Source organism: Pseudoalteromonas sp. APC 3358, assembly GCF_030408075.1.
In the GTDB taxonomy this organism is placed as follows: Bacteria; Pseudomonadota; Gammaproteobacteria; order Enterobacterales; family Alteromonadaceae; genus Pseudoalteromonas; species Pseudoalteromonas arctica.
Genome location: NZ_JASDCE010000010.1, coordinates 176,902 through 200,991, shown reverse-complemented (window position 1 = coordinate 200,991; position 24,090 = coordinate 176,902). Strand labels below are relative to the sequence as shown.

Sequence of the window (24,090 nt, the reverse complement as noted above, 5' to 3'; positions counted from 1 at the left end):
TGTCGTTGTTATACCACGCGTCAAATCCCGATAAATCGAGTTTATTTTCGACGATATAACAAAGGGCATATTCAAATGTGCCAGGCAAAATTTGCTCAGCGAAATTGATAGGAATGAATTTATTTTGACAGGATAAGTCAGGCTTGTAGTTAGCCATAACAGTTTACCGTGGGTGAATAATATCTATTAGATCACAGCGAACAGATGGATTCAAGGTTAAAAAGCAACCAACCAAGAATAGTTGGATACGTTCCTAAAAAGAGTAATTCTACAGCCTCAACGCTTTGCTAAACGGCTAAAAATGGCTGGCTATAATAGCGAGGAACGAGCACAGCCAGCTGTTTGTGTCCGTTTAAGCAACTTGTTATACGCTTTCAAGAAATTCAACCATTTTATTCCATGAGGACACCTCAAGAGAGTTATCATAATATTTCATTAAAAACTCAAATGTAGATAATGGAGAGTAATCTATTTCGATATTAAAGTGGCTAAATATTGAATCAACCAGTATTGTTAAGTCATTTTTTGTCATGATATGACACATATTATTTTGCTGTAATAACGGTCGTGCATAATGTTGATAGTCAATTAAGTAATTATGAACACCACCCGAGAATAAGTTTTTTATACCAACACTTTCATCCCATTTTTGATTTCGATTAAGCATCTGGCCCGTAATTTTCCTTTGGAAATTACAATCCTCATTTAAAAGATTTAGTTTAAGGACACAATGTTCGTTAATAACCTGTGTCACTCCCTGAAATATTGATTCCTTTGTCAAAGCAATACCTTTATCCATAAAGACTCGAAAGATAAGTTCTTTTAGAACAGCAGGATTAGAGAGTAAAGAACCTTCGATTGTATATTCACCCCAAATAAATGTTGGCAAATTGATTTTGGAATTCAGTTGCTCTACGAGACTGACTCTTTGCTGGGAGGTCATGTAATCAGCATCTATTATTGAAATAGTCTTATCCCATAAATTATGCCCATTTGCGATTACTTGGAAGAAGCCTTTATAATGATTAATGCAATCTATAAATGTATCTAAGCCATTCAAAGACCAAAACACATAATCATCAAGTGATTTGTTGGTCACCTTCTCATATATATTTCTGATATATAAAGCATCATCCTCTCCTTCGACAAAAACAATTTTTTTAGCTTCTAAACAATCTAATATATCAAGTGAATCGCTATTTCCTAGTGCTTTTATAACCTTAGATTTACCTGACGGTTGAATTCCTATTTTTAAACTAGCAGGATTGTTTTCGGTAATAGGTTTAATTTCTAGCTCAGTTTCCCCATTTCCGGAGTTACTTATGTGGAAGATGTTCTTAGGTTGCGTTGCTCTAATTAGACTTTCATTATGGGTAGTTAAGAAAACTTGTGCTTTTAATGAGTTTCTAACTAACACATCTATTAGTCTTTTTTGAATATCCCTATGTATATGCGAATCAGGTTCATCTAACATAATTAGATTAAGGTCAGATCTATCTTCGTGAATTGCTAACATCAATTCAATTATTTGCAAAGTGCCACTGCCTAATAGTGATATGTCTTTTGCTGTATTTTGATTTCCAAAATCAACATTTACACTTACCTTTACATCGCTGTTTATATTTCCAATAACCTCAAAAGAAACTGAATGCTCAGATTCAAATAATATATACGAAATATCAGTTTCAAAAGTTGAAAAATTTTGACTGTTTTGTAATTTAGCAATCCGATTTCTTAGTACTAAAAAAGATTTTCTAGAAAGAATTTGCTGAATAACTTGAGGAGGAGTAACGTATTTTTCATCGGACACAAGTGCTGCAACAGGTGATGCATAGATAGCAGAGAATGGTGTTGGCAAATTTAAATGTGAATTGAATATTTCAAAATCAAAATCATCATGATTATCTACGTATATAAGATAATTACCGCCATTCGCTTGTTTAATTCTAATTGGAATATCTAATTGAAAATTTGGTCCAATTAACTTAATAGATATCACAATTTGATTAGTTTTATCCATATCATAAAATATGTCTTCATACCTCGAAGTACGTACAGAGGTTATTGAACGATGATCTATGTAGTTATTGTTTTTTAGACCTAAACGAAAGTCACCTAAGCGAATGTTATTTTGATTATCAGCTTTTTTTGCCTTAACAATAAGTGCTCTGAAGCATTCATTCCATAATGCTAAAGCCTCAAGGATAGTTGTTTTTCCAGCGTTATTTGTACCCGTAAATACATTCAACTCTTTGTTTAGTTTAATCCTAACTTTTCTTAAGGTTTTAAAGTTATCGATATATATTTCACTAAAATACATAGTTACCCAATAGATGATGTAAGTTGAAATGATAAGCCACAATTAGCGTATAACAGCTTATTGAACACCATTTTGGTGGTTTATAACACACCAAAACGGCCTATATTACATACCATGATAATTTCACCAATAATTACCTTTGTAAACAAGTAATTAAAACAGCTAGAAATTAAGCATGTTATTTTGCCCCAAAACGGCGTTTAATAATGTTATTGGACAAAATTAGATTTCTACTTAAAACACAGGAATAAATTTAACTTTTTCAGTGTCCGGTTATCGCTCTAAGCCGACTAATGAATACATGCAATTTGCAAATACTCAATACTTTAAAAAGCCTTTGCTATATACCAAGCTGAAGGGTAACTCCAACTGCACACTATTTTTGCGATTATAAGAGCTTGTTATTCTGTTTTTAAAACCATACCTTTCGATTGGGCAAATATTACTAGCGCAAATACTATTTCGGTTATCCCGCCAATAAAGGCGCTGATTACAAAATTGGCATTTAATACAATACACAGCATGCCAGAAAACATAAGCGAAGCACCTAAAATCCAGTACACTTTCATGCCATATAAAGTGTTGAAAACTAAATAGCGAACACCAATTATCATCAGCATTATTGAATAAAACCATTCAGCTTGAAGTTTTGCTACGTAAAACGCTAAAAACAAACCAACAAATAAAATAATAGTGCTTTCTAAGGCCAATTTACCTAATGGGTTTTTAGGGTCATGATTGCCAGAGCGTTTAAGCGCTTTTGAAAGTAACATGGCTAAAGGATGTATAAACATGCCACCAAAAAACAAAGTAAGCATACTTGATTGATTTGAATGCAGTAATGCGACAAAGCCAGCTATACACCAAACCAAGCCAGACACTAATACACCGGTTCCACCACCGAAGTATGCGAGGTTCATATTTTGTTGCGCATCTTCAAACTTCATAAAAATCCTTAATTTTAGAAATATCCCTAATTTAATATTATCGCATCGTTATTAATTACAAATCGTTACTCGAATACACACTTAAAATAGGGAATTTATAATCGGCAAACGATACAGTTACCGATTGTGTTTCGTTGCCTTTAAAACCGAGTTTAAATTCCATTGGCATGAATCGGCTGCCGTCAGCAAAAAGTGCAAGTAAGTGCTCCTCGCCTAATTCTCGATTGCCCGACGATAAGTTAGTTAGCGTTATAACAGCCCAGCGTTCGCCCTCTTCATTGCTCATTAATACATAATTAACGATTTTAAAATCCCCTTTTTTAGGGGTTATGTTGCTATCGTTTGCAAACGATAAGTGCATGCTATTTGGTACTGCACGGTCAACATTTAGCGCTTTGATAGAGTCGGCTTGGGTTGCCCACGAAAGCACCAATAAAATGATCACTAAGGCTTTATTCACTGTTAGTTCCTTTTTATGACCTAGTAAAATACCTAGTAAATTACGTAACAAATTACATAACAATAACTGTTTAAATTATATTCGCATTCCATACCTATTATGTAAACAAACAATCATCGTTATTTACCCAGCGCTTTGGCTGCGCCGCTGCAGACTAAGCGCTCATTCAGTGTGCTTGCGCTACTTTAGGGTAATAACGAGTGATAAGAGTAAATAATTAAAGCTAACTTAAAGTAAAAAGCGCGATTAAACAGGAGTATAAACGTATGGCAAGCACACATAAAAACTCAACAATGGATTTATCTGATCCCAGTAATAGCATTCAAGTAAGAGGGGCACGCGTTCACAACTTAAAAAATGTAGACGTTGATTTACCTCGTAACGCATTGGTTGTTTTTACAGGAATATCGGGCTCTGGAAAGTCGTCGCTTGCGTTTGGAACGCTGTTTGCTGAGTCGCAGCACCGTTATCTTGATTCAGTATCGCCTTACGCCCGTAGGTTAATAGATCAAGTTGATGAGCCCGATGTTGATTCTATTGAAGGGCTACCACCTGCCGTTGCTTTGCAGCAGCAACGCGGCGCACCGTCGGTTCGCTCATCAGTTGGCAGCATAACAACTATTTCTAACGCGCTACGCATGCTTTACTCACGCGCAGGCGAATACCCCAAAGGACAAGGCATACTTTACGCCGATGCGTTTTCGCCAAATACGCCACAAGGTGCGTGCCCAGAATGCTCAGGAATAGGCCGAGTGTTTGAAGTAACCGAAAAGCTACTTGTGCCAGACGATACAAAAACTATTCGCCAGCGCGCCATTGAAGCGTGGCCACCAGCATGGCAAGGTAAAAACCTAAGCCGTATTCTTACTTCCCTTGGCTACGATATAGATACTCCTTGGAATAAGCTTTCTAAAAAAGCACGGGATTGGATTTTATTTACCGACGAAACACCTACAGTGCCGGTATACCCAGATTACACCTATGAGCAAACACAAAATGCGATAAAAAATAACGAAGATCCAAGCTACATGGGAACTTTTTCAAGCGCTAAACGCTTTGTTTTACAGTCTTTTGCTACTACGCAAAGCCCGCGTACAAAAAAGCGCGTATCGCAGTTTATGCAAATATCGCAGTGCCCTACTTGCCAAGGTAAAAAATTAAAACAAGCATCGTTAAGTGTTAAATTTGCAGGGCTCGATATTGGCGAGCTATCTCAACTTACATTAAACGAGCTTGCTAAAAAACTAAGTAACGCCGCCAATACCAAAGTAAATGAAAATACAAAAAATCCAGAGCAAGCCATTGTTACGCAGCGCATTGCCAGCGATATACTCACCCGTATTGAAGCACTGACCATGCTTGGTTTAGGGTACTTGTCGCTTGAGCGTACAACGCCAACGCTCTCACCCGGAGAGCTACAACGATTGCGACTTGCCACACAAATTCGTTCTAAATTATTTGGGGTGGTTTACGTGCTAGATGAACCTTCAGCGGGTTTACACCCTGCCGACACACAAGCACTTTTAAAAGCGCTCGACGAGTTAATAGCGGCTGGCAATTCTGTATTTGTTGTTGAACACGATGTTAGCGTTGTTAAACATGCCGATTGGATTGTTGATGTAGGCCCTGATGCCGGTGTACACGGAGGCGACATTATTTACAGCGGCCCTGTTGAAGGGTTAAGCAAAATAAAAAATTCGCACACCGGTCGTCACCTTTTTGCTAAAAACGCCAGTCAAGAGTCTACTCAAAACAGCGCGCAAAAAAAGGAGCAAAGGCAGCCAAAAGCGTGGTTAAAATTGGCTGATATTGAGCGTAACAATCTTAAAAAACTCAATGCAGAATTTCCATTGGGTGTTATGACAACCGTTACTGGGGTTTCGGGCTCTGGTAAATCAAGCCTAGTAAGCCAAGCGTTAGTAGAACTTGTTTACGAAGCACTTGGGCAAAAAGTAGTAACACAAGCGCCAACCGACGAAGCCGACTTACTCGAACAGGAGCTGCAAACACACACCAGCGGAAAAATCATTGAAGGTATAAATAATATAAGCCGCCTAATTACCGTAAATCAAAAAGCGATTGGCCGTACCCCTCGTTCAAACTTAGCTACCTACACGGGTTTGTTTGATCACGTGCGTAAACTATTTGCTTCAACCCAAAAAGCAAAAGAGCGCCGTTATGATGCCGGTCGCTTTTCGTTTAATGTTGCAAAAGGTCGCTGTAAAAACTGTGAAGGCGTTGGCTTTGTGAGTATAGAGCTACTGTTTTTACCTAGCGTTTATTCACCTTGCCAAGTATGTCATGGCAAACGTTATAACGAGCAAACACTTGAGGTTACATATCGTGATAAAAACATAAGCGATATCCTCAATTTAACGGTTGAATCGGCGCATACCTTTTTTGAAAATGAACCTGCAATACTGCGAGCACTCGATGCACTTATGCAAGTAGGTCTTGGGTATTTGCGTTTAGGGCAACCTGCTACCGAGCTTTCTGGCGGTGAAGCGCAGCGTATTAAATTAGCCACCGAGCTGCAACGTGCGCAGCGCGGTAGCACGCTTTATATTCTCGATGAACCAACTACAGGTCTGCATCCATCTGATGTATCAATGTTAATGGCGCAGTTAAATAAATTAGTAGATGCTGGCAATACCGTCATTATGGTTGAACACGATATGCAAGTAGCCCGCAATAGTGACTGGGTTATAGATGTAGGACCCGGTGCTGGCGAAGAAGGCGGCTTAATTGTAGCGCAAGGTTCACCCGAAAAAGTGGCAAGCGTAAAGGCGAGTAAAACCGCACCATTTTTACTTAAATAGTTAATGGGTGACGCTTTTAGTTGTATAAAAGCGTCATCTATATATGGTAGTTAACGCTGAAAATAACGGCTTGAGATAGATTAATTATCCAAAGTTCAGGTTTACTAATACATCCCGTTTTTATCTTGGTAACCAATCTGAAATAGCTTTACCTATTTCGTGCGGTGAATCCTCTTGAATATAGTGAATACCGCTTACGGTTACCTCAGTTAGGTTTGGCCATGTGCGCACAAAGTCTCTTGCGTAACCAACTAAAAAAGCACCCGGTTCAGCATTAATAAATAGCTTTGGAATATCGTGAGAGTTAGCTAAAAAACTCGCATAGCTTTTAACTAAAGCCACGGTATCGGCAGGCTCTCCAGCAATGGGCAGTTGGCGAGGCCCTGCTAAAATTGCACGGCGATCTTCTCCTGCATTTATAAAGGGTCTGCGATACTCATCATGCTCTGCCTGCGTTAATTTGCGTGCAATGGTCGCTGGTAATATTGTTTCAATAAAAAAGTTGTCATCAAGCACCATTTTTTCACCCTCAGCTGAGCGCATAGTGCCAATGGGTCCATGCAAATCTTTAGGAAAATCGTCCCATGTTGGAAAGTCAGTAACAATTGCTTCCATAAACGCAATTGCTTTTACAGCATCACGATGTGTATTAGCCCAGTTAAAACCAACGCCTGAACCCCAATCGTGCAGCACCAAGGTAACGTTATTATTTACACCCAACGCTTCTAAAAGTGCAAATGTGTATTTGCTGTTTTCAGCAAGTGAGTAGCTGCCCTCATGGGTGTTATCTAACTTTTGCGAATCTCCTAATCCAATCATATCGATAGCAATTAAACGCCCTTTTCCTTGCAAATAGGGCATAACGTTTCGCCAAAGGAAGCTAGATGTAGGGTTACCATGTAAAAACACAATAGGATCACCTTCGCCTTCATCTATGTAGGCCATTTTTTTATCTAATACAGTTTTAAACTTTTTTGTATAACGTAATGTTTCTGAATCATTCTTCATTTAATTATATCGCTTTATTTAACTGATGAGCTGGCGGTAAATCCTCGCTCATCTAATTTGTGTAATATTCGAAGTAGATTAACTAATTTCGAGTTAATATACATGACTGAGTCATATAATAAATGAGAGCGCTTAATTTGTCACTATATTTATATGATCGAATCACATATAATTAAGTTTATGAAAAATGAAAAATATATATCAAATTTAATCGGCACGTTTGCTACTTCTGTTTCTAATGACATTGAAAAACAGATTGCTGAATTAGGCGGGCGAAGCCTAAGCCACGAAGCGGCACTGGTCACTATTTACAATCATCCTAATGAAACCATTGATGTACTAAGCAAGGTTTTAGGCTTAACGCATTCTGGTGCAGTTAGATTAATAAATACACTTGAAAAAGAAGAACTTGTAGAAAGGCGAAAGTCAGTAAAAGATGCCCGCTCTGTTGTTTTATGCGTAACGGATAAAGGAAGCCAAAGAGTTGAACTAGTACTAGCCAGCAGAGAAACAGCCACCTCTAAAATACTAAACAACTTTAATGATGAACAAAAACAAAGCTTTTTAAGTTTGATAGAAATAGCACTTAGCAGCCTAACAAGCGAGCAGATCGAGGCACGTAAAATATGCAAATTATGTAACGAAGGTGTATGTCGTAAACAAGGCTGCCCAGTAGAAAGTGCTATTAAATAGCTCATATAATGCTGAGCTATTTAAAATAAAGCCCTATTAAACATCTCTCTTAATATTTAATTAAATGACAAAATATTTAACGTTAGACGATGTTAAATTATTTTTCTAAACAAAAAATGCGTATTAGCCCAATGCTAACCACACACCTACTGCAACCATTAAGCTACCAGCAATACGGTTCATCCATTTAATATTATCACCACGGCTTAAAAATAAACGTAAGCTTTTACCGCCTGTTGCGTAAGCTAACATACTTAAAAATTCGGTGGTCATTATAACGCCAAGCAATACTAAAAGCTGAGGGGCTACAGCATGCTCAACACTAATAAACGGCGGTAATAACGAGATCATAAACGCCCACCCTTTAGGGTTAGCAATTGCGGCTACAAAACCTTGCGTAAATAACGACTTTCTACTTACGTCATTTGGTTTTGAGGTATCAACCGACATTTTTCCTTTGGCTCGCCACATGTTAACGCCAATGTAAATTAAGTACGCACCGCCTACCCACTTTAAAATGGCAAATGCATCTGGGTAATTTAGCATTACGCTTGCAACGCCTAATACCGCAGCTATGGCAACGGTTGCTACGCCTAACAGCTCACCTATCATCATCCATAATGTGCGGCGCACGCCAATGCTCATACCGAGTGTCATGGCAAGGGTCATACACATACCTGGGGTAATAGACACAAAAAAGAACGTAGGAATAAAAACCGCAAGTGCTGCTACATCAATCATTTATTTACTCTCATATTAAAAGCAAAAACGCGGCTATAAGTAGCCGCGCTGTTGCTTACTCATGTTTATTACTATTGCCCAGTACTTACCACGGGTTCAGTAATTACCTCTACTGGCTCTGCTGTATCATTTAGCAAATACTTATCTAACCACTGTTCTTGTTCCCACAATACATGTAATAAGCTTTTACGCGCACGGTAACCATGTGCTTCATAAGGGAGCATTACTAAGCGGGCATCTTTACCTAAACCTTTCAGGGCTGCGTACATGCGCTCACTTTGCATTGGGAAAGTGCCAGAATTAGGATCTTCTTGACCGTGGATCATTAGCATTGGTTCGTTAATTTTTTCAGCGTGAAAAAACGGCGACATATTAGCGTACACACTTTGTGCTTGCCAAAAATCACGCTCTTCTCCTTGAAAACCAAACGGCGTTAATGTGCGGTTATACGCGCCACTGCGGGCAATACCTGTTTTAAATAAATCGCTATGAGCCAATAAGTTAGCAACCATAAATGCACCGTATGAGTGCCCTGCTATGGCAATTTTGTTTTTATCGGCAATACCTTTTTTAACCAATACATCAACAGCGGCTTGCGCACTTGATACTAGCTGCTTTCTAAAGTTATCGTTTGGCTCGCTGCCATCAATACCCACTATTGGCATTTTAGGGTCGTCAAACACGGCAATCCCTTTAGCAAGATAAGGCATTGGCCCCCAATAACCAATGTAGGTAAATGCATAAGGCGATTCGCGTACTTGTGATGCTACGGCTTTATCTTTGTATTCAAGTGGGTAAGCCCACATAAGCACAGGTAACGGCCCTTGTGTTTTATCGTACCCTGGTGGTAAATAAAGCGTGCCCGAAAGCTCAACACCGTCGTCGCGTTTATAACGTAATTGCTCTTTAGTTACGCCTTTAAATGCAGGGTACGGGTGCTCAAATGTCGTTAATTGCGTTAGCGTGTCGTTATCTAAATCACGTATAAAAAAGTTAGGTTGCTCAGTTTTAGATTCGCGAATAGTAATAAACCGCTCACCTTCGTCGTCAAGCAGAGCGCGTACACGCTCGTAGTATGGCGCTTCTGATTGCCATAAACGCTTGCTGCTATTTGTTTTAACATCGTATTGGTCTAAAAACGGGATATTACCTTGCTCTGAAGCTCCATTACCGCGCAGGTAAATATAACGCCCGCCTACAATTTTAATTACGTTTGCGCCTAAATCGTTGCGCTCGTAAATTGCATTACCAGGGTCTTTATACGCATCGTTGTAACTACGCTCTGAAAATAGCACGCGGTTTCTGTCGGCATTTCGTGGCTGTACAACAAAGGTGCGTACTTGGCGATCGCTAAAGCGCCAGTCTGTCAGCATTGCTACGTTTTCGTTGCCCCACTCCATTCCCGCATAACGGCGTTCTACTTTGGCAAATAATTTAGCCTCGCGTTTAAAGGGTGCACGTAAGCTGTAAACATAATCATGATGCTCAACGTCGGTTTTCATGTTGCCGCCATCTTGTGCTTCTGCCCAAATAACTTCAGCGCCTTGATCGGCTCGCCATTCAAAATCGCGGCGGCCAGTGCGTACACTGTCGTAACCTTGTGGAATGTTATCGGCAAGTGGCTGTTTTGCCAGCTCTGCTAATGCATAGCCGCGCATGCCCCATATTTGCCATGTGCTTGCAAATCGGCTGTAAGGCACTTGATACGAAAACGGCTCATTAATACCGGCTACTAAAATATTGGTAGAATCAGGTGATACCGAAAACGATTTAAATAAAGAAGGGCTACCTATTGCTTGGGTATTGCCATCAAGCGTTATGTAAGCCAGTTGTCCTTGACCGTAAAACTTAAATTGTGATTCATCAAACGGGCTTGTTAATAAATTTTGGTAAGTACGTGCTGGCGCTTTCTCGCCAGTACTTTGTTGAATAACAGGCACTACGTTTTGGCTGTTATTTTCAAGCTTTGGCTTACCAAAATTAACAGCAAGATTTGCAACAATGGCGCTGCTATCTGGCAGCCATTTATATGGTGAGGCAGTTAATACCGAATTTAATGCAGCGCTTGAAAGCTCTTTTGCTTGTTTAGTTTCAACGCTGTAAAGCCATAAGTTGGCTTGGGTTGGTTGCTCAACAATAAAGGCTAAATATTGACTGTTAGATGACCACTTAGGAGAGCGAATAATGCCATTAGGTAAGTTATTAATACTGATAACCGACCCGCTTTGAACATGCTTTAGCTCCACGGCACTAAATTTGGCACTCACACGAGAGCGCGAAAAATTAGCGGGGTTTAGCTTAATACCAGCAAGCTTAAGCTCTTCTTTTGCAAGTTCATCAAGGGTTACTACACGTTTGCGTTCAAAAAGCGCTAGCCACTGGCCATCGCTCGATAAGTAACTAGTGGGTGCTAACTTAGCGTCAACCAAAGCTGCAAGTTCAGGTGATGGGGTTTGATAGCCCTGCTCGGCGTAACTTGTTGGTACTAATGCCGCACAACAAATAAAGGCAACTAACAGCCTAAAAGCGCTCATGTTTTTATCCTTTTGTTATTTTTTACTCTTATAGGCGTATATAAACACGTTTTGCTTTGTTCATAAAGTATTAAGGTAAGTTAAACACCTCTAAAAGATGACTTAATAGTGCTGATTAAGCTAAACTACAGCGCTATTTATTCACCACTGCGGTACTTAAAATACAATGCATAACAAAGCCAAATCAGTCACTATTTTTGATGTTGCAGAGCGTGCTGGTGTATCAAAATCAACCGTATCCTTGGTGCTTACCCAAAGCGATAAAGTGGGCAATAAAAGTAAACAAAAAATACTCAAAGCGATTGATGAGCTAGGGTACGTTTATAATCGTGATGCCGCTGCTATGCGCTCAAAGCGCTCAAATTTAGTGGCCATAGTAATAAACGATTTAACTAACCCAGCTATGGCACACCTTGCTACCAGCCTACAACTTTTGTTAAACGACAACGGCCTACAAGCCATGATTGTAAGCAGTAATAATAATCTTGAACTACAAGCAAACGCAGTTAAAAACTTAAAAGAATACAACGCTGCTGCATTTATTATTTGCCCCGTTGCTAATACTTGCCCCAAATGGCTTGATACGCTCAGCGCGCAACACAAAGTAATTACCGTAATGAGCGAAGTGCCTTTTAGCGCAGCTCCTTGTGTATTACCCGACTATAAAAAAGCCAGCCACGTAGCCAGTATGCATTTGCTCTCACAAGGCGTGACAAACATTGCATTTATAGGCAGTGAACTTACTTTAAGTGATTCACAAGCACTACAAAGTGGCTTTAATACCGCTTGCGCGCAGCACAGCATTACACCATTAGCACCCATTCACTGCGCAGTAAACACAGCCCTTAGCGCTAAAAATGCATTTATAGAAGCATATAAACACAACCCAACATTAAACGCTGTGGTGTGTGCAAACGATATTATTGCTCAAGGTGTTATTGCTGCTATTAACTCATTAACTCATCACTGTATTAAAGTGGTGAGCTGCCACCATATTCCTAATAGCGCGGTTGTAAATGCTCACTTAACCACTGTGGCTATAAGTACAACTGATATAGCCAAGCGGTGTCTTTTAATACTGCAAGAGCTACTACAAAATACAGTCCCGCCAGTAAAAACACTGGTAAATGTAAACTTACAAATTAGAGATTCTAGCCAATGAAAAAAGTGCTGGTAATTGGCTACGTATGGCCAGAGCCAAATTCGTCTGCTGCGGGAACGCACATGATGTCGTTATTAAATGCATTTAGAGCGCAAAACTGGGACGTTGAATTTGCAACGCCCGCGCAGCGCACCGATCACATGGTAAATCTTGACGACTTCGGCATAACCAGTCAAAGCATTGCACTAAACTGCGACAGCTTTGACGAATACGTTAAAGCCTATAATCCAGATATAGTCATGTTTGACCGTTTTATGATGGAAGAACAATTTGGCTGGCGCGTCGATAAACATTGCCCACACGCAATTAAAATTTTAGATACCGAAGATTTACAATGTCTGCGTAACGCTCGCCACGAAGCGTTTAAAGGTGAGCGTGAGTTTACAACCAGCGATTTACACTCAGACATAGCAAAACGCGAAATTGCCGCTATTTTACGCTGCGACCTAAGCTTAATAATTTCAAGTTATGAAATGAGCCTGCTAAACAGCGTATTTAAAATAGAGCCAAGCCTATTACACCATTTACCGTTTATGGTTGATTTAAGCTCACTGCCTACAAGTACAAAAACGTTTGAGCAGCGCCAGCACTTTATGACCATAGGTAACTTTAGACACGCGCCAAACTGGGATGCTGTACTTTACCTACAAAAAATATGGCCACTTATTCGCAAGCAACTACCAAAAGCAGAACTACATATTTATGGCTCTTACCCACCACCAAAAGCCACGGCACTAAATAACCCTAAAACAGGGTTTTTAATAAAAGGCTGGGCAGATAATGCGTTTGATGTAATGCAAAGTGCACGTGTATGTTTAGCACCACTGCGCTTTGGTGCAGGCATTAAAGGTAAATTGCTTGAAGCCATGATTATGCAAACACCCAGCGTTACCACTAACATTGGCGCAGAAGGCATGCATAACGATTTACCATGGCCGGGTAAAATAGCCAACACCGCCGACGACTTTGCCAGTGCTGCTGTTGAAATGTACACCAATCAAAGTGACTTTGAACAAGCGCAGCAAGATGGCAACACGCTCCTTAATACGCTCTACAACAAAGTACAATTGAGCGCTGCGTTAATTCAAAAAGTCGATTCAATAAGTAGTGATTTAAACGCTCATCGCGAAAAAAACTTCACAGGCCAAATGCTCAAACATCATACAATGCGCAGCACTCAATACATGTCGCAATGGATAGCTGAAAAAAATAAAAAATTAGATTAAAAATGACTAGACACGCACCAATTAGTGTTTAAAATCGCGCCCATCAAACGTGGGCATTTTTAGCTGTATTGTCTATATTTTTAGCTTAGTTATCGCAATATTTGGTCCAAAAAGATTTGAAAACTGCAACCTTTACAGAAAAACGCAAATTTATCGTTAAATTGGGTAAGATGCTTCACAAGTACGGTACGCCTGCTTACCGCCTAGAAGCCCACCTAATGGAAGTGGCTACATACTTAGGACTTAAATCGTCGTTTGTTATGTCGCCAACCTCTGTAACGTTTGTTATTTGGACCGATGGCCACGAAGACGAGTACACCCACGTTGCGCGTGTAGACCCTGGCGATCACGATTTAGGCTCACTTGCCGACACCGACGACCTTGTAAACCAAATGCTTGACGACAAGCTAAGTTTACAAGAAGTTGATGCGCAACTAGACGCTATTTTTGTAATGCCAAACCCATACAACAAACTTGTTACGGGCGTTGCGTTTGCAACTTCTGGTGGTGCGTTTGCAATGTTAATGGGTACTAGCTGGACTGATGTTATTTGGTCATCGCTACTTACTTTAGTTGTTTATGTGTTTGTGCTTTGGTCTGGGCGCTCAAAACGCGTAGCACATATGCTTGAGCCATTAGTGGCCATAATATCAGCCATACTTGCCTGTGCAGTAAGCGTGTATATAACACCTGAAATAAACATACGCTTGGTGGTACTTTCGGCCATTATTGTGTTTATACCCGGTTTAGCACTTGCGCTTGGTTTAGCTGAGCTGGCAGCACGGCATTTAGTCTCTGGTACTGCGCGAGTCATGGACTCGTTTATGCTGCTCTTTAAACTGTATTTTGGCGGTTTTATTGGCATAGGTATTGGCTTTGCACTCTTTGGGCAAGCCGATTTTGTACAACCTGAACCATTACCAAAGTGGACTGCATGGCTGGCTATATTTTTACTTTGTAGCAGCCTAATCGTTATTTTTAGAACCAAACTTAAACACGCAGTTTGGTCTATTGCATCAGGCTTTATAGCGTACGGCACCAGTATTGGCTCGGCTATGTACCTTGATTACACATTAGGTACGTTTGTGGGTGCTTTATCGGTGGGTATTTTTAGTAACTTGTTTAACCGCGTTGCTAATGCGCCGGCCTCTATTGTTGCCATGCAAGGTTTAATTGTATTAGTACCAGGAAGCAAAACGTATATTGGCTTAAACTCACTTATTGAAGGCCAAGACTTTGTATATGCAGAGCACATAGGTCAACAAACGTTTTTAATATTTATGTCGCTTGTTGCAGGACTAATATTTGCAAACGTGGCTCTTCCGCCTAAAAAGAGTTTGTAACTGATTCTGAGCACTCGCTTTACTTTGATTGAGTACAGCGAGTACTTAATTTTAAGTATTACATTGCACTTGAGTCAAACTCAAAAACCTCATAATGATTCCAGCGTAAAAACAGTTCGCCGCTTTCTAAATAACCTGAACTCTGGATAATAAATCTATCTCAAGCAGCTATTTTCAGCGCTAACTGCGTTGAATTTACTTGCAATAGGCCAGCTATTGACGCGTAAATTCGCCTTGTTTTCACTAAAAATCTCTGGCTAGAGAAAATAAATTTAAATATCACTATGATTCAATATTTTAGTAAATCTCTTAACCAGAGTTCAGGTTAAATACAGATTTATGTCATCACTTGATGAATAGCAAAAATCATCCCAGTGATCACAAAAAACTAGCCAAGGTAGGGTTAATGCAGTTTCTTGATCCCAGCAAATTGTTACTTTTTTGAGTCATTCGCTAAGCCCTTTAACCATTGGCGTGTTAATTCATTTCCTTGTGTGGAGTCGAATCTTTTTGCTCCAACCGGAAAGTTAATGGGTGTGGTGGTAATTAATGCTCTTGCTTGCTCTTCACTCAACGGAATAAGTTTGTTTAATGTATCTTTAGAAAAATCACCATGGGATGCGCTAATCCATCGCCATGCTAAAGAAAAGTCTTCAATTTTAATCAACACTCTATACCTACTTTTACAAACACGTAATTGACTCTACAATACTATTACAACGCTCTAAATGCCCTATTAATTCTGGGCCTTCGGGGTAGTCAGAGCAATTGCCTATTATAAGGCCTGCAACTTTACCTGCGGGCTCTATTTCTACGTCCATGTATGATGCAAATACAGAGTTGTTTTTGGTTTTGGACCACGTAAAGTGATAGTGAGTATTGTGTGTGCTAAGAAATTTACGATCTGGTTTATTAAACTTACTGGTTGTTGCTGTCAGCAAAGTATTTTTGTTCTTAACAGTAATTTCAGCGCCGCTTATAGCCCAAGATAATGGCCACCCTCTTGTAACCTCCGTAGAAATTTCACATTCGCCAAGCACACTAACCTTATCTAAATCAGAAATTATATTTGCGTATTCATTGGTGCGTAAACTGTTTTGCTGGGCTTGGATAAGCCATAAAACAACTAGCGACAGTAAAACTGATTTCCATTTCATTATTGCTCCGCTCCTCTATGAAGCAGAGGCATTTTATGCGTATTTTTATTAATTTAATGATAAACCATATATGATTTTCTATTTTTTTTCAATTACTTACAAGCAACCATCACTTATTAATGGTCGAGAATGACAGTGAGGATTATTACTTTGGCACTTCCCTATTGAGCCAAAATACTCAATAGGGAAGTAACTTAGCTAGCGTGACCAGTTAGTTTTGGCAAGCTCTACAATTTCGTTTCCTTTGCCGTTTATCAACGCCTTCATCATGTAAACGCTAAAGCCTTTTGCTTGCTCTAATTTGATTTGCGGCGGCATTGAAAGCTCTTGTTTTGCGGTATCTACTTCTAAAACAACTGGTCCTGGGTGATTCATCATTTCGTTCATTGCCGATGGTAATTTTTCAGGGTCGTCCACATGAATCCCTTTTAATCCACAGGCCTCTGCAATTTTAGCAAAACTTGGGTTTTCTAAATCGGTATCGCTTGATAAAAACCCACTGGCTTTCATTTCCATGGCCACAAAACTAAGTGAGCGATTATTATAAACAACAATCTTTATTGGTAAATTAAGCTGCTTAAGCGAGATTAAATCGCCCATTAACATCGAAAAGCCACCATCGCCACACATTGCAATGACTTGGCGGTCTCTATCTACAGATTGAACCCCCATTGCCTGCGACATGGCATTTGCCATAGAGCCATGATTAAACGATCCAATTAAGCGGCGCTTACCATTCATTGATAAATAACGCGCAGCCCACACTGTTGGCGTACCTACATCACAAGTAAAAACAGCATCGTCAGCCGCTTGCTCGTTGAGTAAACGCGTTAGGTATTGCGGGTGAATTAAGTTTTGCGAGGTTTTGCCACTGGCAAGTTCATCAAGATCTTGTCGAGACTCTTTGTAGTTTTTAACACATTTTTGTAAGTGCGAACTTGTCCGTTCACCTTTAATATAATCAAGCAGTGTGGTCACTGAGTTTTTAGTATCCCCTAGCACGCCACAGTCAATTTGCACGTGTCGCCCAAGTGACGCTGCCTGATTATCAATTTGTAATATGGTGGTATTTTCAGGATAAAAAGCACGATAAGGAAAACTAGTACCAATCATAAGTAACGTATCGGCTTCTTGCATTGCATGATAGCCCGACGCAAAGCCAATAAACCCAGTCATACCAACATCGTAAGGGTTATCGTACTCAATAAATTCTTTACCGCGCATGGCATGCACAATTGGCGCTTGTAATTTTTCGGCTAGCGCAACAATTTCGTCGTGGGCATCCTTACAACCAGCACCACACAGTAAGGTTACTTTTTTACTTTTATTAAGATGAGTCGCCATTGCTTTAATATCAGATAAAGCGGGGGTATAAGTTGCTGGCTTTGGCACGTTCCATTTTGGCTTAATAGCTTTAGGCATATCTTTTAATGCAATGTCGCCAGGTAGCACAAGTACACTCACGCCTTTGTTTAGTATTGCTTGTCGCATTGCGGTTTCTAGCAGGTACGGCATTTGCTCAGGGCTCGAAACCATTTCACAATATACACTGCATTCTTTAAATAATTCTTGCGGATGGGTTTCTTGAAAATAACTACTGCCAATTTCAGATGAAGGAATGTGTGCGGCAATAGCTAATACCGGTACATTATTACGCTGACAATCAAATAAGCCGTTAATTAAATGAAGATTACCTGGCCCGCAAGAACCCGCACACACCGCAAGCTCGCCTGATAAATGCGCTTCGCCACCGGCTGCAAATGCGGCAACTTCTTCATGTCGCGTTCCTAGCCATTCAATTGTTCCCATTTTTCGCAGACTTTCACTAATGCCGTTAAGTGAATCGCCAGTTACTCCCCAAATACGTTTTACGCCAGCTTGTTCGAGGGTTTTAGTGATAAAACTTGCGATATTTTGACTCATAATATAGAACTCCTAAATATTCAGTTATTCTGTAAATTGATTTTTCGCCTCTGCTCTATCAAGTAAGTCATCGTTTCGAAATGCGCTCAATTATTGAGAATCGATAAGCTTAGGTATTTTGATAATGATAGATATATTACTACTGAGACTTTACTAACAAACGCCTGGGTTTGCTGCGCCCCCATACTGATACATAAAACATGAATGTCCGCTTTAAAGTGTTTATGAATATGCGGGTGCGAGATTTTTAGTGGCTTAACTATGAATATGTTATTATGCGCTCAATTATTTTACTGAATGCTTTTCTCTTACTTCTATGTCAAATTCTGCTTTGTGCTTTACATTATTTTCTCAAAATATTGATTCTCTCGCGCTTCCTGAAAAGTTTACTTTCCCTTTTTATTATGAGCCGCAACCTTTAGCTGTAGCAGCCACAAAACAATTACAGCAACAACTTGAAACGTTAACGCATTTAAAAGCAGAAAATGCAGAAAATGCAGGTAAAATGTTTGGGGTTTTAGTGGTGCAAAATGCTAAGCAACAATTAGGCTTTTTAAGTGCTTATTCGGGGCAAATTGAAGGTGATAAAGGTAATATTAGCTTTGTGCCGCCTGTTTCTAGCATGCAGCTGCAAGACGATAGCTATTTGACTCAAAGTAAAATAATTAACGATATTAATGCTCAAATTGAGCAATTAGAAAATAGCGAACAACTGCATGAAGTTAATAGCAAACTTGATGATGCAACACAAAGCTACCAGCAAGCACTATTAGCCCAACAGGCAGTGATGCAAGCCGGTCGTCAGCAACGAAAAATACAACGTATCGAAGGCGAATTAGAGCTTAGCGAAAGTGATTTTGAGCAGTTAAAAAATAAGCTTGCAGGGCAAAGCATCGTAGAAAAAAAGCAACTGCTGGCACTTAAATCCTATTGGCAAAATATAATCGAGTCACTGCAGCAAACACACATCAATATTTCTGATGAAATTGCTCATTTAAAAAAGCGCCGTAAAACGCTTTCTAAAAGCTTACAAAAAAAGTTATTTGCGCAGTACCAATTTTTAAATGCAAATGGTGAAACTACAGACTTAAATGCTATTTTTGCAGCATTACCTGAGCACACTCCTCCTTCGGGTGCTGGCGATTGTGCAGCGCCTAAATTATTACAATACGCCTATAAGCATGGTTTAAAACCACTTGCTATGGCAGAGTTTTGGTGGGGAGCAGCACCTAAATCAGCAATTAGGCAGCATAAAAACTACTACCCTTCTTGTTACAGTAAATGCCAACCAATACTTGGGCACATGCTAAAGGGCTTAAACGTTGAAGATAACCCGCTACTTATCAACCCAGCTCAGGGTAAAGATTTAAGTATTGTTTACAAAGATGACGACTTACTTGTGGTAAATAAGCCCGCTGAGTTTTTATCTGTGCCTGGCGTTAATATTGATGACTCAGTTTATATGCGAATCAAAACGCAGTTTCCAGAGGCTTCAGGCCCGCTAATTGTGCACAGGTTAGATATGTCGACCTCAGGGTTATTGATGATCGCACTTAATAAACGCGTGCACAAAGCACTGCAAAAGCAGTTTATTGAACGCACCATAGATAAACGTTATGTCGCGTTAGTTAATGGTAACGTAGCTGAGGATAGCGGAGTAATTGATTTACCATTAATGCTCGACTTTGATGATAAACCGCGCCAAATGGTGTGTTACAAACATGGTAAGCCGTCGCTTACTACCTGGCAGGTTTTAGAGCGTAACAACAACATTACCCGATTACAGTTATACCCTAAAACAGGGCGAACTCATCAATTAAGAGTGCATTGCGCACACAGTTTAGGTTTAAACATGCCAATTATAGGCGACACACATTACGGACAAAAAGCCGATAGATTACATTTACACGCAGAATACTTAGCATTTACTCACCCAATTACGGATAAACGATTAGAGTTTGAAGTAGCTGCAGATTTTTAATAAAAACACATAGCTACAACGACTATATTATTCAATGTGTTGGTTTTTATTAATTTAATTGATATCGTTTGTGGTCTTGTTTTTTCAATGAGAAGTATAAAAAACTGTTCAAACCCAAGTTTATTAAGCAATGTGAATAAGTATTTCAATAATAAAAATAAGTCAGCAAAGGATTAACATGGCTAACAATACACAAATAAAGATTTTAGGTAATACTTTATGGGCAAAGTATATTGTTCTCATTTTATTTTTACTTTTAAGTAAGCTTGCCTCAGCTAACGGCGACTCATTAAGTGCGACTTTACATGCGCTAGACTTTGGCACAACTCAAGTCCTGATCAACAACATAAAACTGAATGAATTAGACTATCTTCAAAATGAAGACAAACTCACTCAAGCGTTTAAAATAAGCAAAGAGCAAAATTGGGAGAACCTTCATCTAGAAGCAGCCGCTTTGTATGCGGAGTTACTTTTTAGACAAGAAAAATACGAAGCGTTAAACACACACTTATCCTATTACTTAAAGAACAAAGAGTTACCAAATCAAAAAAGTGTATATTTATTATTTCTCGAATCACAACTCAAGTCTCTAGCGAGGGAGGCAAACCCAACTCCAGCACACACGCTAGCCACAAAATTAGAAGAGAGCTTGCAACAGCATTCAACTAAAGAAAAAATCATTATTTTACGAGCACTTGCTTACTATTACACCGATACAGATGCATTGAAAAAGACCCTAAATGTTGCACTAGAGGGGTTAGAATTAGCATTAAAAGATGACGATTCAGCATCTCAAGGATACTTTTTTAGAAAAATAGCCGATGCATACAATTATCTAAACGAAAAAGACAAAGCCATATATTATGCAAAAAAAGCGGTTGCGGCATATGAGCAAACACAAGATGGGCTTTTTACTGCAAAAGCATATTGGAGTTTAGGCAATATATTGCTTGAGATAGAAAAACCTAAAGATGCCTTAATATACCTAGACAAAGCATTGCTCTATTTTAAAAAAGCTAATATGCAAAAAGGCTTAACCTTTGCTCAGTACTCAATTGCCAGTATTGAGTACTTACAAGCAAACTACGATAAAGCTTTAACTTTAACTAAAGAAAACATTGAGCTTGCTCGTTCTGCAGGTGTACATGACATGCAACTCGCATCGCTCATTTTGTTAGCTGACATATATATAAAACTAGATTTACTTGATCAAGCAAATGAAGCAAACGATGAGGTGTTTTTAAAATTAGATAAATTCAGCCGCAGTATTTATAAAGCCGATTTTTTAAGTAAACGCTATGAACTAAAGCGACGCCTTAACTACACTGACGAGGCTTTTGAAGCAATTGAACAAAAGCTCCTTTATACAAAAAAACACTACGAAGCAACTAGTGAAAATAATATAAAAACACTACAAGTGCAGTTTGAAGTAAAAGAAAAAGAAGAAAAAATACAGCAACTAGAGTACGCAAAAGACATTAGTGAACTACAAGCTAAAGAAGAATATCAACAAAAAATAATTTGGCGACTTAGCGCTGCTATTGCATTTATTTTAGTGATTGCTTCATTATTTTTATTTTATCGGCAAGCTCGACTACGTCAAAAATATCACGATATTTCATTAACAGATTATCTAACAAATTGCCCTAATCGCAGAGGAATAATGTGCGCAGCAGAAGCAAAGCTTGGTGAAGGTAAAATGACGATAGCAATTGTTGACTTAGACTACTTTAAAAAAGTTAACGACCATTTTGGTCACGATGTTGGAGATTTAGTTCTTATTGCCTTTGCAAAAGCTGCAAAAGAAACACTATGTAATGATCATCAGTTTGGTCGTTACGGCGGCGAAGAATGGTTATTTGCACTAAATACGGTTGATGAACGAATAATTCGCGATATATTTAACCGACTCGCCATTAGCTTCGCCAAGCATTGCAGTAATATAGAAGACTTTCCTAGTGATACAAAAATCACCTTTAGTGCAGGGGCCTCTGTAAGTGGCTCTTTAAAAAGCACACTAGATGTTCTTATTAAGCATGCAGATAAATTACTTTATAAAGCAAAAGAAAACGGAAGAAACCAAGTCGTTGTTGATTAAATAAGCACAGCTAAAAGTATTGGCTCATTTACTTGACTAAAGTCCGTCTAAAACCATTTGTTTAATTTTATGTGCTTTTACAAAATGATCTAATTTATGGGTGTGTATCCACCAAGTAGCAGCTTCCATAAGTAGCTCTGGGTCGTCGTTTTTATTAGCAAAAAATGCATAAAAAGAAAGCCCTACATTTTCACCTTTAACTGCTATTTTTTTATCGCATACGGTAATTATTTTTGCTCTTAGTTCTTCCCTCATACATACCTTTAATCATATTAATGCTGTATTACTGAAATACGCCATTTAAAACGCTAACGATTAGCTGCAAAAGGCTTCTATCAACCAAGCCATGATTCTCAAGCTCTTTATTAGGCGTATTTACTTTTGCAGCTTTGCATTCATTATCTAATGTCTCATTTTTACGTGTATCGGTTTCGTATGCAATATCTGCTTGTTCCATACATTTTGCCGAGCCTGCGTAAGGCTGTGCCGCACAAGCGCTTAGTAATAAAAAAAGTGGAATTGCTATCAATAATTGCTTCATAACTAATCCTATTTTTACGCAACTTATTTACTTTAAATTACAGCTGCAAGTTAGCCTATTTACTTTTCTACCACCATTACAAAAAATTCAAAAAAGAACGTACCTATAGCATCAAAAAAAGTGTCATTTTTTTCATCCTTTTTAATTTGTGCGCTAATGCATTGATTATAAACTTCTGAGCTTGTTTGAGCGCCATTTCGATCAACCGTTTCAGCCTCTTCAATGCATAAGTTAGGGTCAGAACGTGGGGCAGTACTACATGCACTCAGTAAAGCGCACAGCAATAATGCGGCGATGGGGCTTTTTATGTTCATCCTTAAACTATCCTATTAAGTTAACGTGCTACCTGCATTTATACCGATTGGTATTATATGTGGGAGTAATACATATAGATTGTACCTAAATAATATTGCTACTTTATCACTACAATAAAATAAACAACCAGTAAATATTTGTAAGGTTCTGTAGGAATTTATACTCTCTTTTATAATTGAACTACGTAAAATCCTGAAATTATTGCATTCATCTCACTGTAAAATTTACAGTGATAGCAGCCCAAAAATAAAAAATCAAAATAAAAGCAATAAAATACATCAACTTAATATTTGGCATTTAGTTTGCTAGTAATGATATAAGCAAATAAATTGTAAAAGGATTAGTTATGAATATTTTTGAAGCACTACGTCATGACCATGACAAACAACGAGAATTGGTAGATGCGCTTATTCAAACGCACGGCGACACAGAGCAGCGCCACACGCTAATGGACGAGCTAAAAACAGAACTAGAACAACACGCAAAATTTGAAGAACGTTACTTTTACAATCCACTTATGTTTGATGACTTAACTCATGAAAAAGCGCGCCACAGCGTAGCTGAACATCACGAAATTGATGAATTAATTGAACAACTTGAAGATACCGAAATGAGCTCGTCTGCATGGTTAGTTGCAGCTAAAAAACTGCATCATTTAGTACATCATCATTTAAGTGAAGAAGAACACGAAGTATTTCAATTAGCGGGTAAAGCATTAACCGAAGGGCAAAAACAAAGCTTGGCAAAGCAGTATAATGATGCAATGCACTAATACTTTTTATTTGTGAGTAACTTTACTCACAAATAATTGAACCACCTTAT

Annotated in this window: 20 protein-coding genes; 8 read left to right on the top strand and 12 right to left on the bottom strand. The window is 38.9% G+C overall.

The features are described from left to right. Positions 1-364 precede the first annotated feature (364 nt). The 3 genes from QL995_RS15965 to QL995_RS15955 form a co-directional block, all read right to left on the bottom strand. Complete coding sequence (locus QL995_RS15965) at positions 365-2,320, bottom strand: ATP-binding protein (RefSeq protein ID WP_290294592.1); 1,956 nt, start codon at positions 2,318-2,320, stop codon at positions 365-367. A gap of 401 nt (positions 2,321-2,721) precedes the next feature. Continuing rightward, complete coding sequence (locus QL995_RS15960; RefSeq protein ID WP_290294591.1) at positions 2,722-3,267, bottom strand: hypothetical protein; 546 nt, start codon at positions 3,265-3,267, stop codon at positions 2,722-2,724. A 55-nt stretch (positions 3,268-3,322) separates the two neighbouring features. After that, positions 3,323-3,727, bottom strand: coding sequence for a hypothetical protein (locus QL995_RS15955; RefSeq protein WP_007375644.1), 405 nt, complete (start codon positions 3,725-3,727; stop codon positions 3,323-3,325). A 266-nt stretch (positions 3,728-3,993) separates the two neighbouring features. Here QL995_RS15955 and uvrA point away from each other — a divergent pair, with 266 nt between their 5' ends. Then, the gene (uvrA, locus tag QL995_RS15950; RefSeq protein ID WP_290294590.1) at positions 3,994-6,546 is read left to right on the top strand and encodes an excinuclease ABC subunit UvrA; all 2,553 of its coding nucleotides are present in this window, start codon (positions 3,994-3,996) and stop codon (positions 6,544-6,546) included. A gap of 120 nt (positions 6,547-6,666) precedes the next feature. Here the strand turns inward: uvrA and QL995_RS15945 are convergent, their stop codons facing one another. Further along, complete coding sequence (locus QL995_RS15945) at positions 6,667-7,554, bottom strand: haloalkane dehalogenase (RefSeq protein WP_290294589.1); 888 nt, start codon at positions 7,552-7,554, stop codon at positions 6,667-6,669. Between the two features lie 180 nt (positions 7,555-7,734). Here QL995_RS15945 and QL995_RS15940 point away from each other — a divergent pair, with 180 nt between their 5' ends. Beyond that, positions 7,735-8,247, top strand: a complete 513-nt coding sequence (locus QL995_RS15940) for a MarR family transcriptional regulator (RefSeq protein ID WP_290294588.1) — start codon at positions 7,735-7,737, stop codon at positions 8,245-8,247. A gap of 123 nt (positions 8,248-8,370) precedes the next feature. Here the strand turns inward: QL995_RS15940 and QL995_RS15935 are convergent, their stop codons facing one another. Further along, positions 8,371-8,988 carry a LysE family translocator gene (locus QL995_RS15935; RefSeq protein ID WP_290294587.1) on the bottom strand — a complete coding sequence of 206 codons (618 nt, stop codon included), beginning with the start codon at positions 8,986-8,988 and terminating at the stop codon, positions 8,371-8,373. A gap of 71 nt (positions 8,989-9,059) precedes the next feature. Further along, positions 9,060-11,522: a prolyl oligopeptidase family serine peptidase gene (locus tag QL995_RS15930; RefSeq protein WP_290294586.1), complete on the bottom strand. Its 2,463-nt coding sequence runs from the start codon at positions 11,520-11,522 to the stop codon at positions 9,060-9,062. Between the two features lie 166 nt (positions 11,523-11,688). Here QL995_RS15930 and QL995_RS15925 point away from each other — a divergent pair, with 166 nt between their 5' ends. The 3 genes from QL995_RS15925 to QL995_RS15915 all read left to right on the top strand — a co-directional run bounded on the left by QL995_RS15925 (position 11,689) and on the right by QL995_RS15915 (position 15,253). Continuing rightward, on the top strand, positions 11,689-12,684 hold the full coding sequence (locus tag QL995_RS15925) for a LacI family DNA-binding transcriptional regulator (RefSeq protein ID WP_290294585.1): 996 nt from the start codon (positions 11,689-11,691) through the stop codon (positions 12,682-12,684). Next, entirely contained in the window at positions 12,681-13,910 is a 1,230-nt protein-coding gene (locus tag QL995_RS15920; protein WP_290294584.1) for a glycosyltransferase, read from the top strand. Before QL995_RS15925 ends, QL995_RS15920 begins: the two co-directional genes overlap by 4 nt. Positions 13,911-14,026: 116 nt before the next feature. After that, entirely contained in the window at positions 14,027-15,253 is a 1,227-nt protein-coding gene (locus QL995_RS15915; RefSeq protein ID WP_010553647.1) for a threonine/serine exporter family protein, read from the top strand. Between the two features lie 433 nt (positions 15,254-15,686). Here QL995_RS15915 and QL995_RS15910 read toward each other — a convergent pair whose 3' ends face one another. From QL995_RS15910 to poxB, 3 genes are all read right to left on the bottom strand, one after another. Next, positions 15,687-15,923: a hypothetical protein gene (locus tag QL995_RS15910; RefSeq protein WP_290294583.1), complete on the bottom strand. Its 237-nt coding sequence runs from the start codon at positions 15,921-15,923 to the stop codon at positions 15,687-15,689. A 13-nt stretch (positions 15,924-15,936) separates the two neighbouring features. Then, positions 15,937-16,410, bottom strand: coding sequence for a hypothetical protein (locus QL995_RS15905; RefSeq protein WP_290294582.1), 474 nt, complete (start codon positions 16,408-16,410; stop codon positions 15,937-15,939). Positions 16,411-16,608: 198 nt separating this feature from the next. After that, a complete protein-coding gene (gene poxB, locus QL995_RS15900; RefSeq protein WP_290294581.1) occupies positions 16,609-18,333 on the bottom strand; it encodes a ubiquinone-dependent pyruvate dehydrogenase in 1,725 nt (574 codons plus the stop codon). A 316-nt stretch (positions 18,334-18,649) separates the two neighbouring features. Here poxB and QL995_RS15895 point away from each other — a divergent pair, with 316 nt between their 5' ends. Next, on the top strand, positions 18,650-20,314 hold the full coding sequence (locus QL995_RS15895) for an RluA family pseudouridine synthase (RefSeq protein ID WP_290294580.1): 1,665 nt from the start codon (positions 18,650-18,652) through the stop codon (positions 20,312-20,314). 178 nt (positions 20,315-20,492) lie between these two features. Next, complete coding sequence (locus tag QL995_RS15890) at positions 20,493-22,412, top strand: GGDEF domain-containing protein (protein ID WP_290294579.1); 1,920 nt, start codon at positions 20,493-20,495, stop codon at positions 22,410-22,412. A 36-nt stretch (positions 22,413-22,448) separates the two neighbouring features. Here the strand turns inward: QL995_RS15890 and QL995_RS15885 are convergent, their stop codons facing one another. Genes QL995_RS15885 through QL995_RS15875 form a run of 3 tightly spaced genes read right to left on the bottom strand, consistent with a single transcriptional unit; the run spans position 22,449 to position 23,267 of the window. After that, the gene (locus QL995_RS15885; RefSeq protein WP_024591904.1) at positions 22,449-22,667 is read right to left on the bottom strand and encodes a DUF6500 family protein; all 219 of its coding nucleotides are present in this window, start codon (positions 22,665-22,667) and stop codon (positions 22,449-22,451) included. Positions 22,668-22,695: 28 nt separating this feature from the next. Beyond that, entirely contained in the window at positions 22,696-22,953 is a 258-nt protein-coding gene (locus tag QL995_RS15880; RefSeq protein ID WP_008165783.1) for a hypothetical protein, read from the bottom strand. Between the two features lie 59 nt (positions 22,954-23,012). Next, positions 23,013-23,267, bottom strand: a complete 255-nt coding sequence (locus tag QL995_RS15875; RefSeq protein WP_101216404.1) for a hypothetical protein — start codon at positions 23,265-23,267, stop codon at positions 23,013-23,015. 347 nt (positions 23,268-23,614) lie between these two features. Here QL995_RS15875 and QL995_RS15870 point away from each other — a divergent pair, with 347 nt between their 5' ends. Beyond that, positions 23,615-24,040, top strand: coding sequence for a hemerythrin domain-containing protein (locus QL995_RS15870; RefSeq protein WP_007581776.1), 426 nt, complete (start codon positions 23,615-23,617; stop codon positions 24,038-24,040). Positions 24,041-24,090: the final 50 nt, after the last annotated feature.

Excerpts from the sequence above, each read along its gene's own strand:
- QL995_RS15935 (WP_290294587.1), bottom strand. The coding sequence starts at position 8,988 with ATGATTGATGTAGCAGCACTTGCGGTTTTTATTCCTACGTTCTTTTTT.
- QL995_RS15965 (WP_290294592.1), bottom strand. The coding sequence starts at position 2,320 with ATGTATTTTAGTGAAATATATATCGATAACTTTAAAACCTTAAGAAAA.
- QL995_RS15925 (WP_290294585.1), top strand. The coding sequence starts at position 11,689 with ATGCATAACAAAGCCAAATCAGTCACTATTTTTGATGTTGCAGAGCGT.
- QL995_RS15960 (WP_290294591.1), bottom strand. The coding sequence starts at position 3,267 with ATGAAGTTTGAAGATGCGCAACAAAATATGAACCTCGCATACTTCGGT.
- poxB (WP_290294581.1), bottom strand. The coding sequence starts at position 18,333 with ATGAGTCAAAATATCGCAAGTTTTATCACTAAAACCCTCGAACAAGCT.
- uvrA (WP_290294590.1), top strand. The coding sequence starts at position 3,994 with ATGGCAAGCACACATAAAAACTCAACAATGGATTTATCTGATCCCAGT.
- QL995_RS15920 (WP_290294584.1), top strand. The coding sequence starts at position 12,681 with ATGAAAAAAGTGCTGGTAATTGGCTACGTATGGCCAGAGCCAAATTCG.
- QL995_RS15930 (WP_290294586.1), bottom strand. The coding sequence starts at position 11,522 with ATGAGCGCTTTTAGGCTGTTAGTTGCCTTTATTTGTTGTGCGGCATTA.
- QL995_RS15890 (WP_290294579.1), top strand. The coding sequence starts at position 20,493 with ATGGCTAACAATACACAAATAAAGATTTTAGGTAATACTTTATGGGCA.
- QL995_RS15875 (WP_101216404.1), bottom strand. The coding sequence starts at position 23,267 with ATGAACATAAAAAGCCCCATCGCCGCATTATTGCTGTGCGCTTTACTG.
- QL995_RS15940 (WP_290294588.1), top strand. The coding sequence starts at position 7,735 with ATGAAAAATGAAAAATATATATCAAATTTAATCGGCACGTTTGCTACT.
- QL995_RS15945 (WP_290294589.1), bottom strand. The coding sequence starts at position 7,554 with ATGAAGAATGATTCAGAAACATTACGTTATACAAAAAAGTTTAAAACT.
- QL995_RS15895 (WP_290294580.1), top strand. The coding sequence starts at position 18,650 with ATGTCAAATTCTGCTTTGTGCTTTACATTATTTTCTCAAAATATTGAT.
- QL995_RS15870 (WP_007581776.1), top strand. The coding sequence starts at position 23,615 with ATGAATATTTTTGAAGCACTACGTCATGACCATGACAAACAACGAGAA.
- QL995_RS15905 (WP_290294582.1), bottom strand. The coding sequence starts at position 16,410 with ATGAAATGGAAATCAGTTTTACTGTCGCTAGTTGTTTTATGGCTTATC.
- QL995_RS15885 (WP_024591904.1), bottom strand. The coding sequence starts at position 22,667 with ATGAGGGAAGAACTAAGAGCAAAAATAATTACCGTATGCGATAAAAAA.
- QL995_RS15880 (WP_008165783.1), bottom strand. The coding sequence starts at position 22,953 with ATGAAGCAATTATTGATAGCAATTCCACTTTTTTTATTACTAAGCGCT.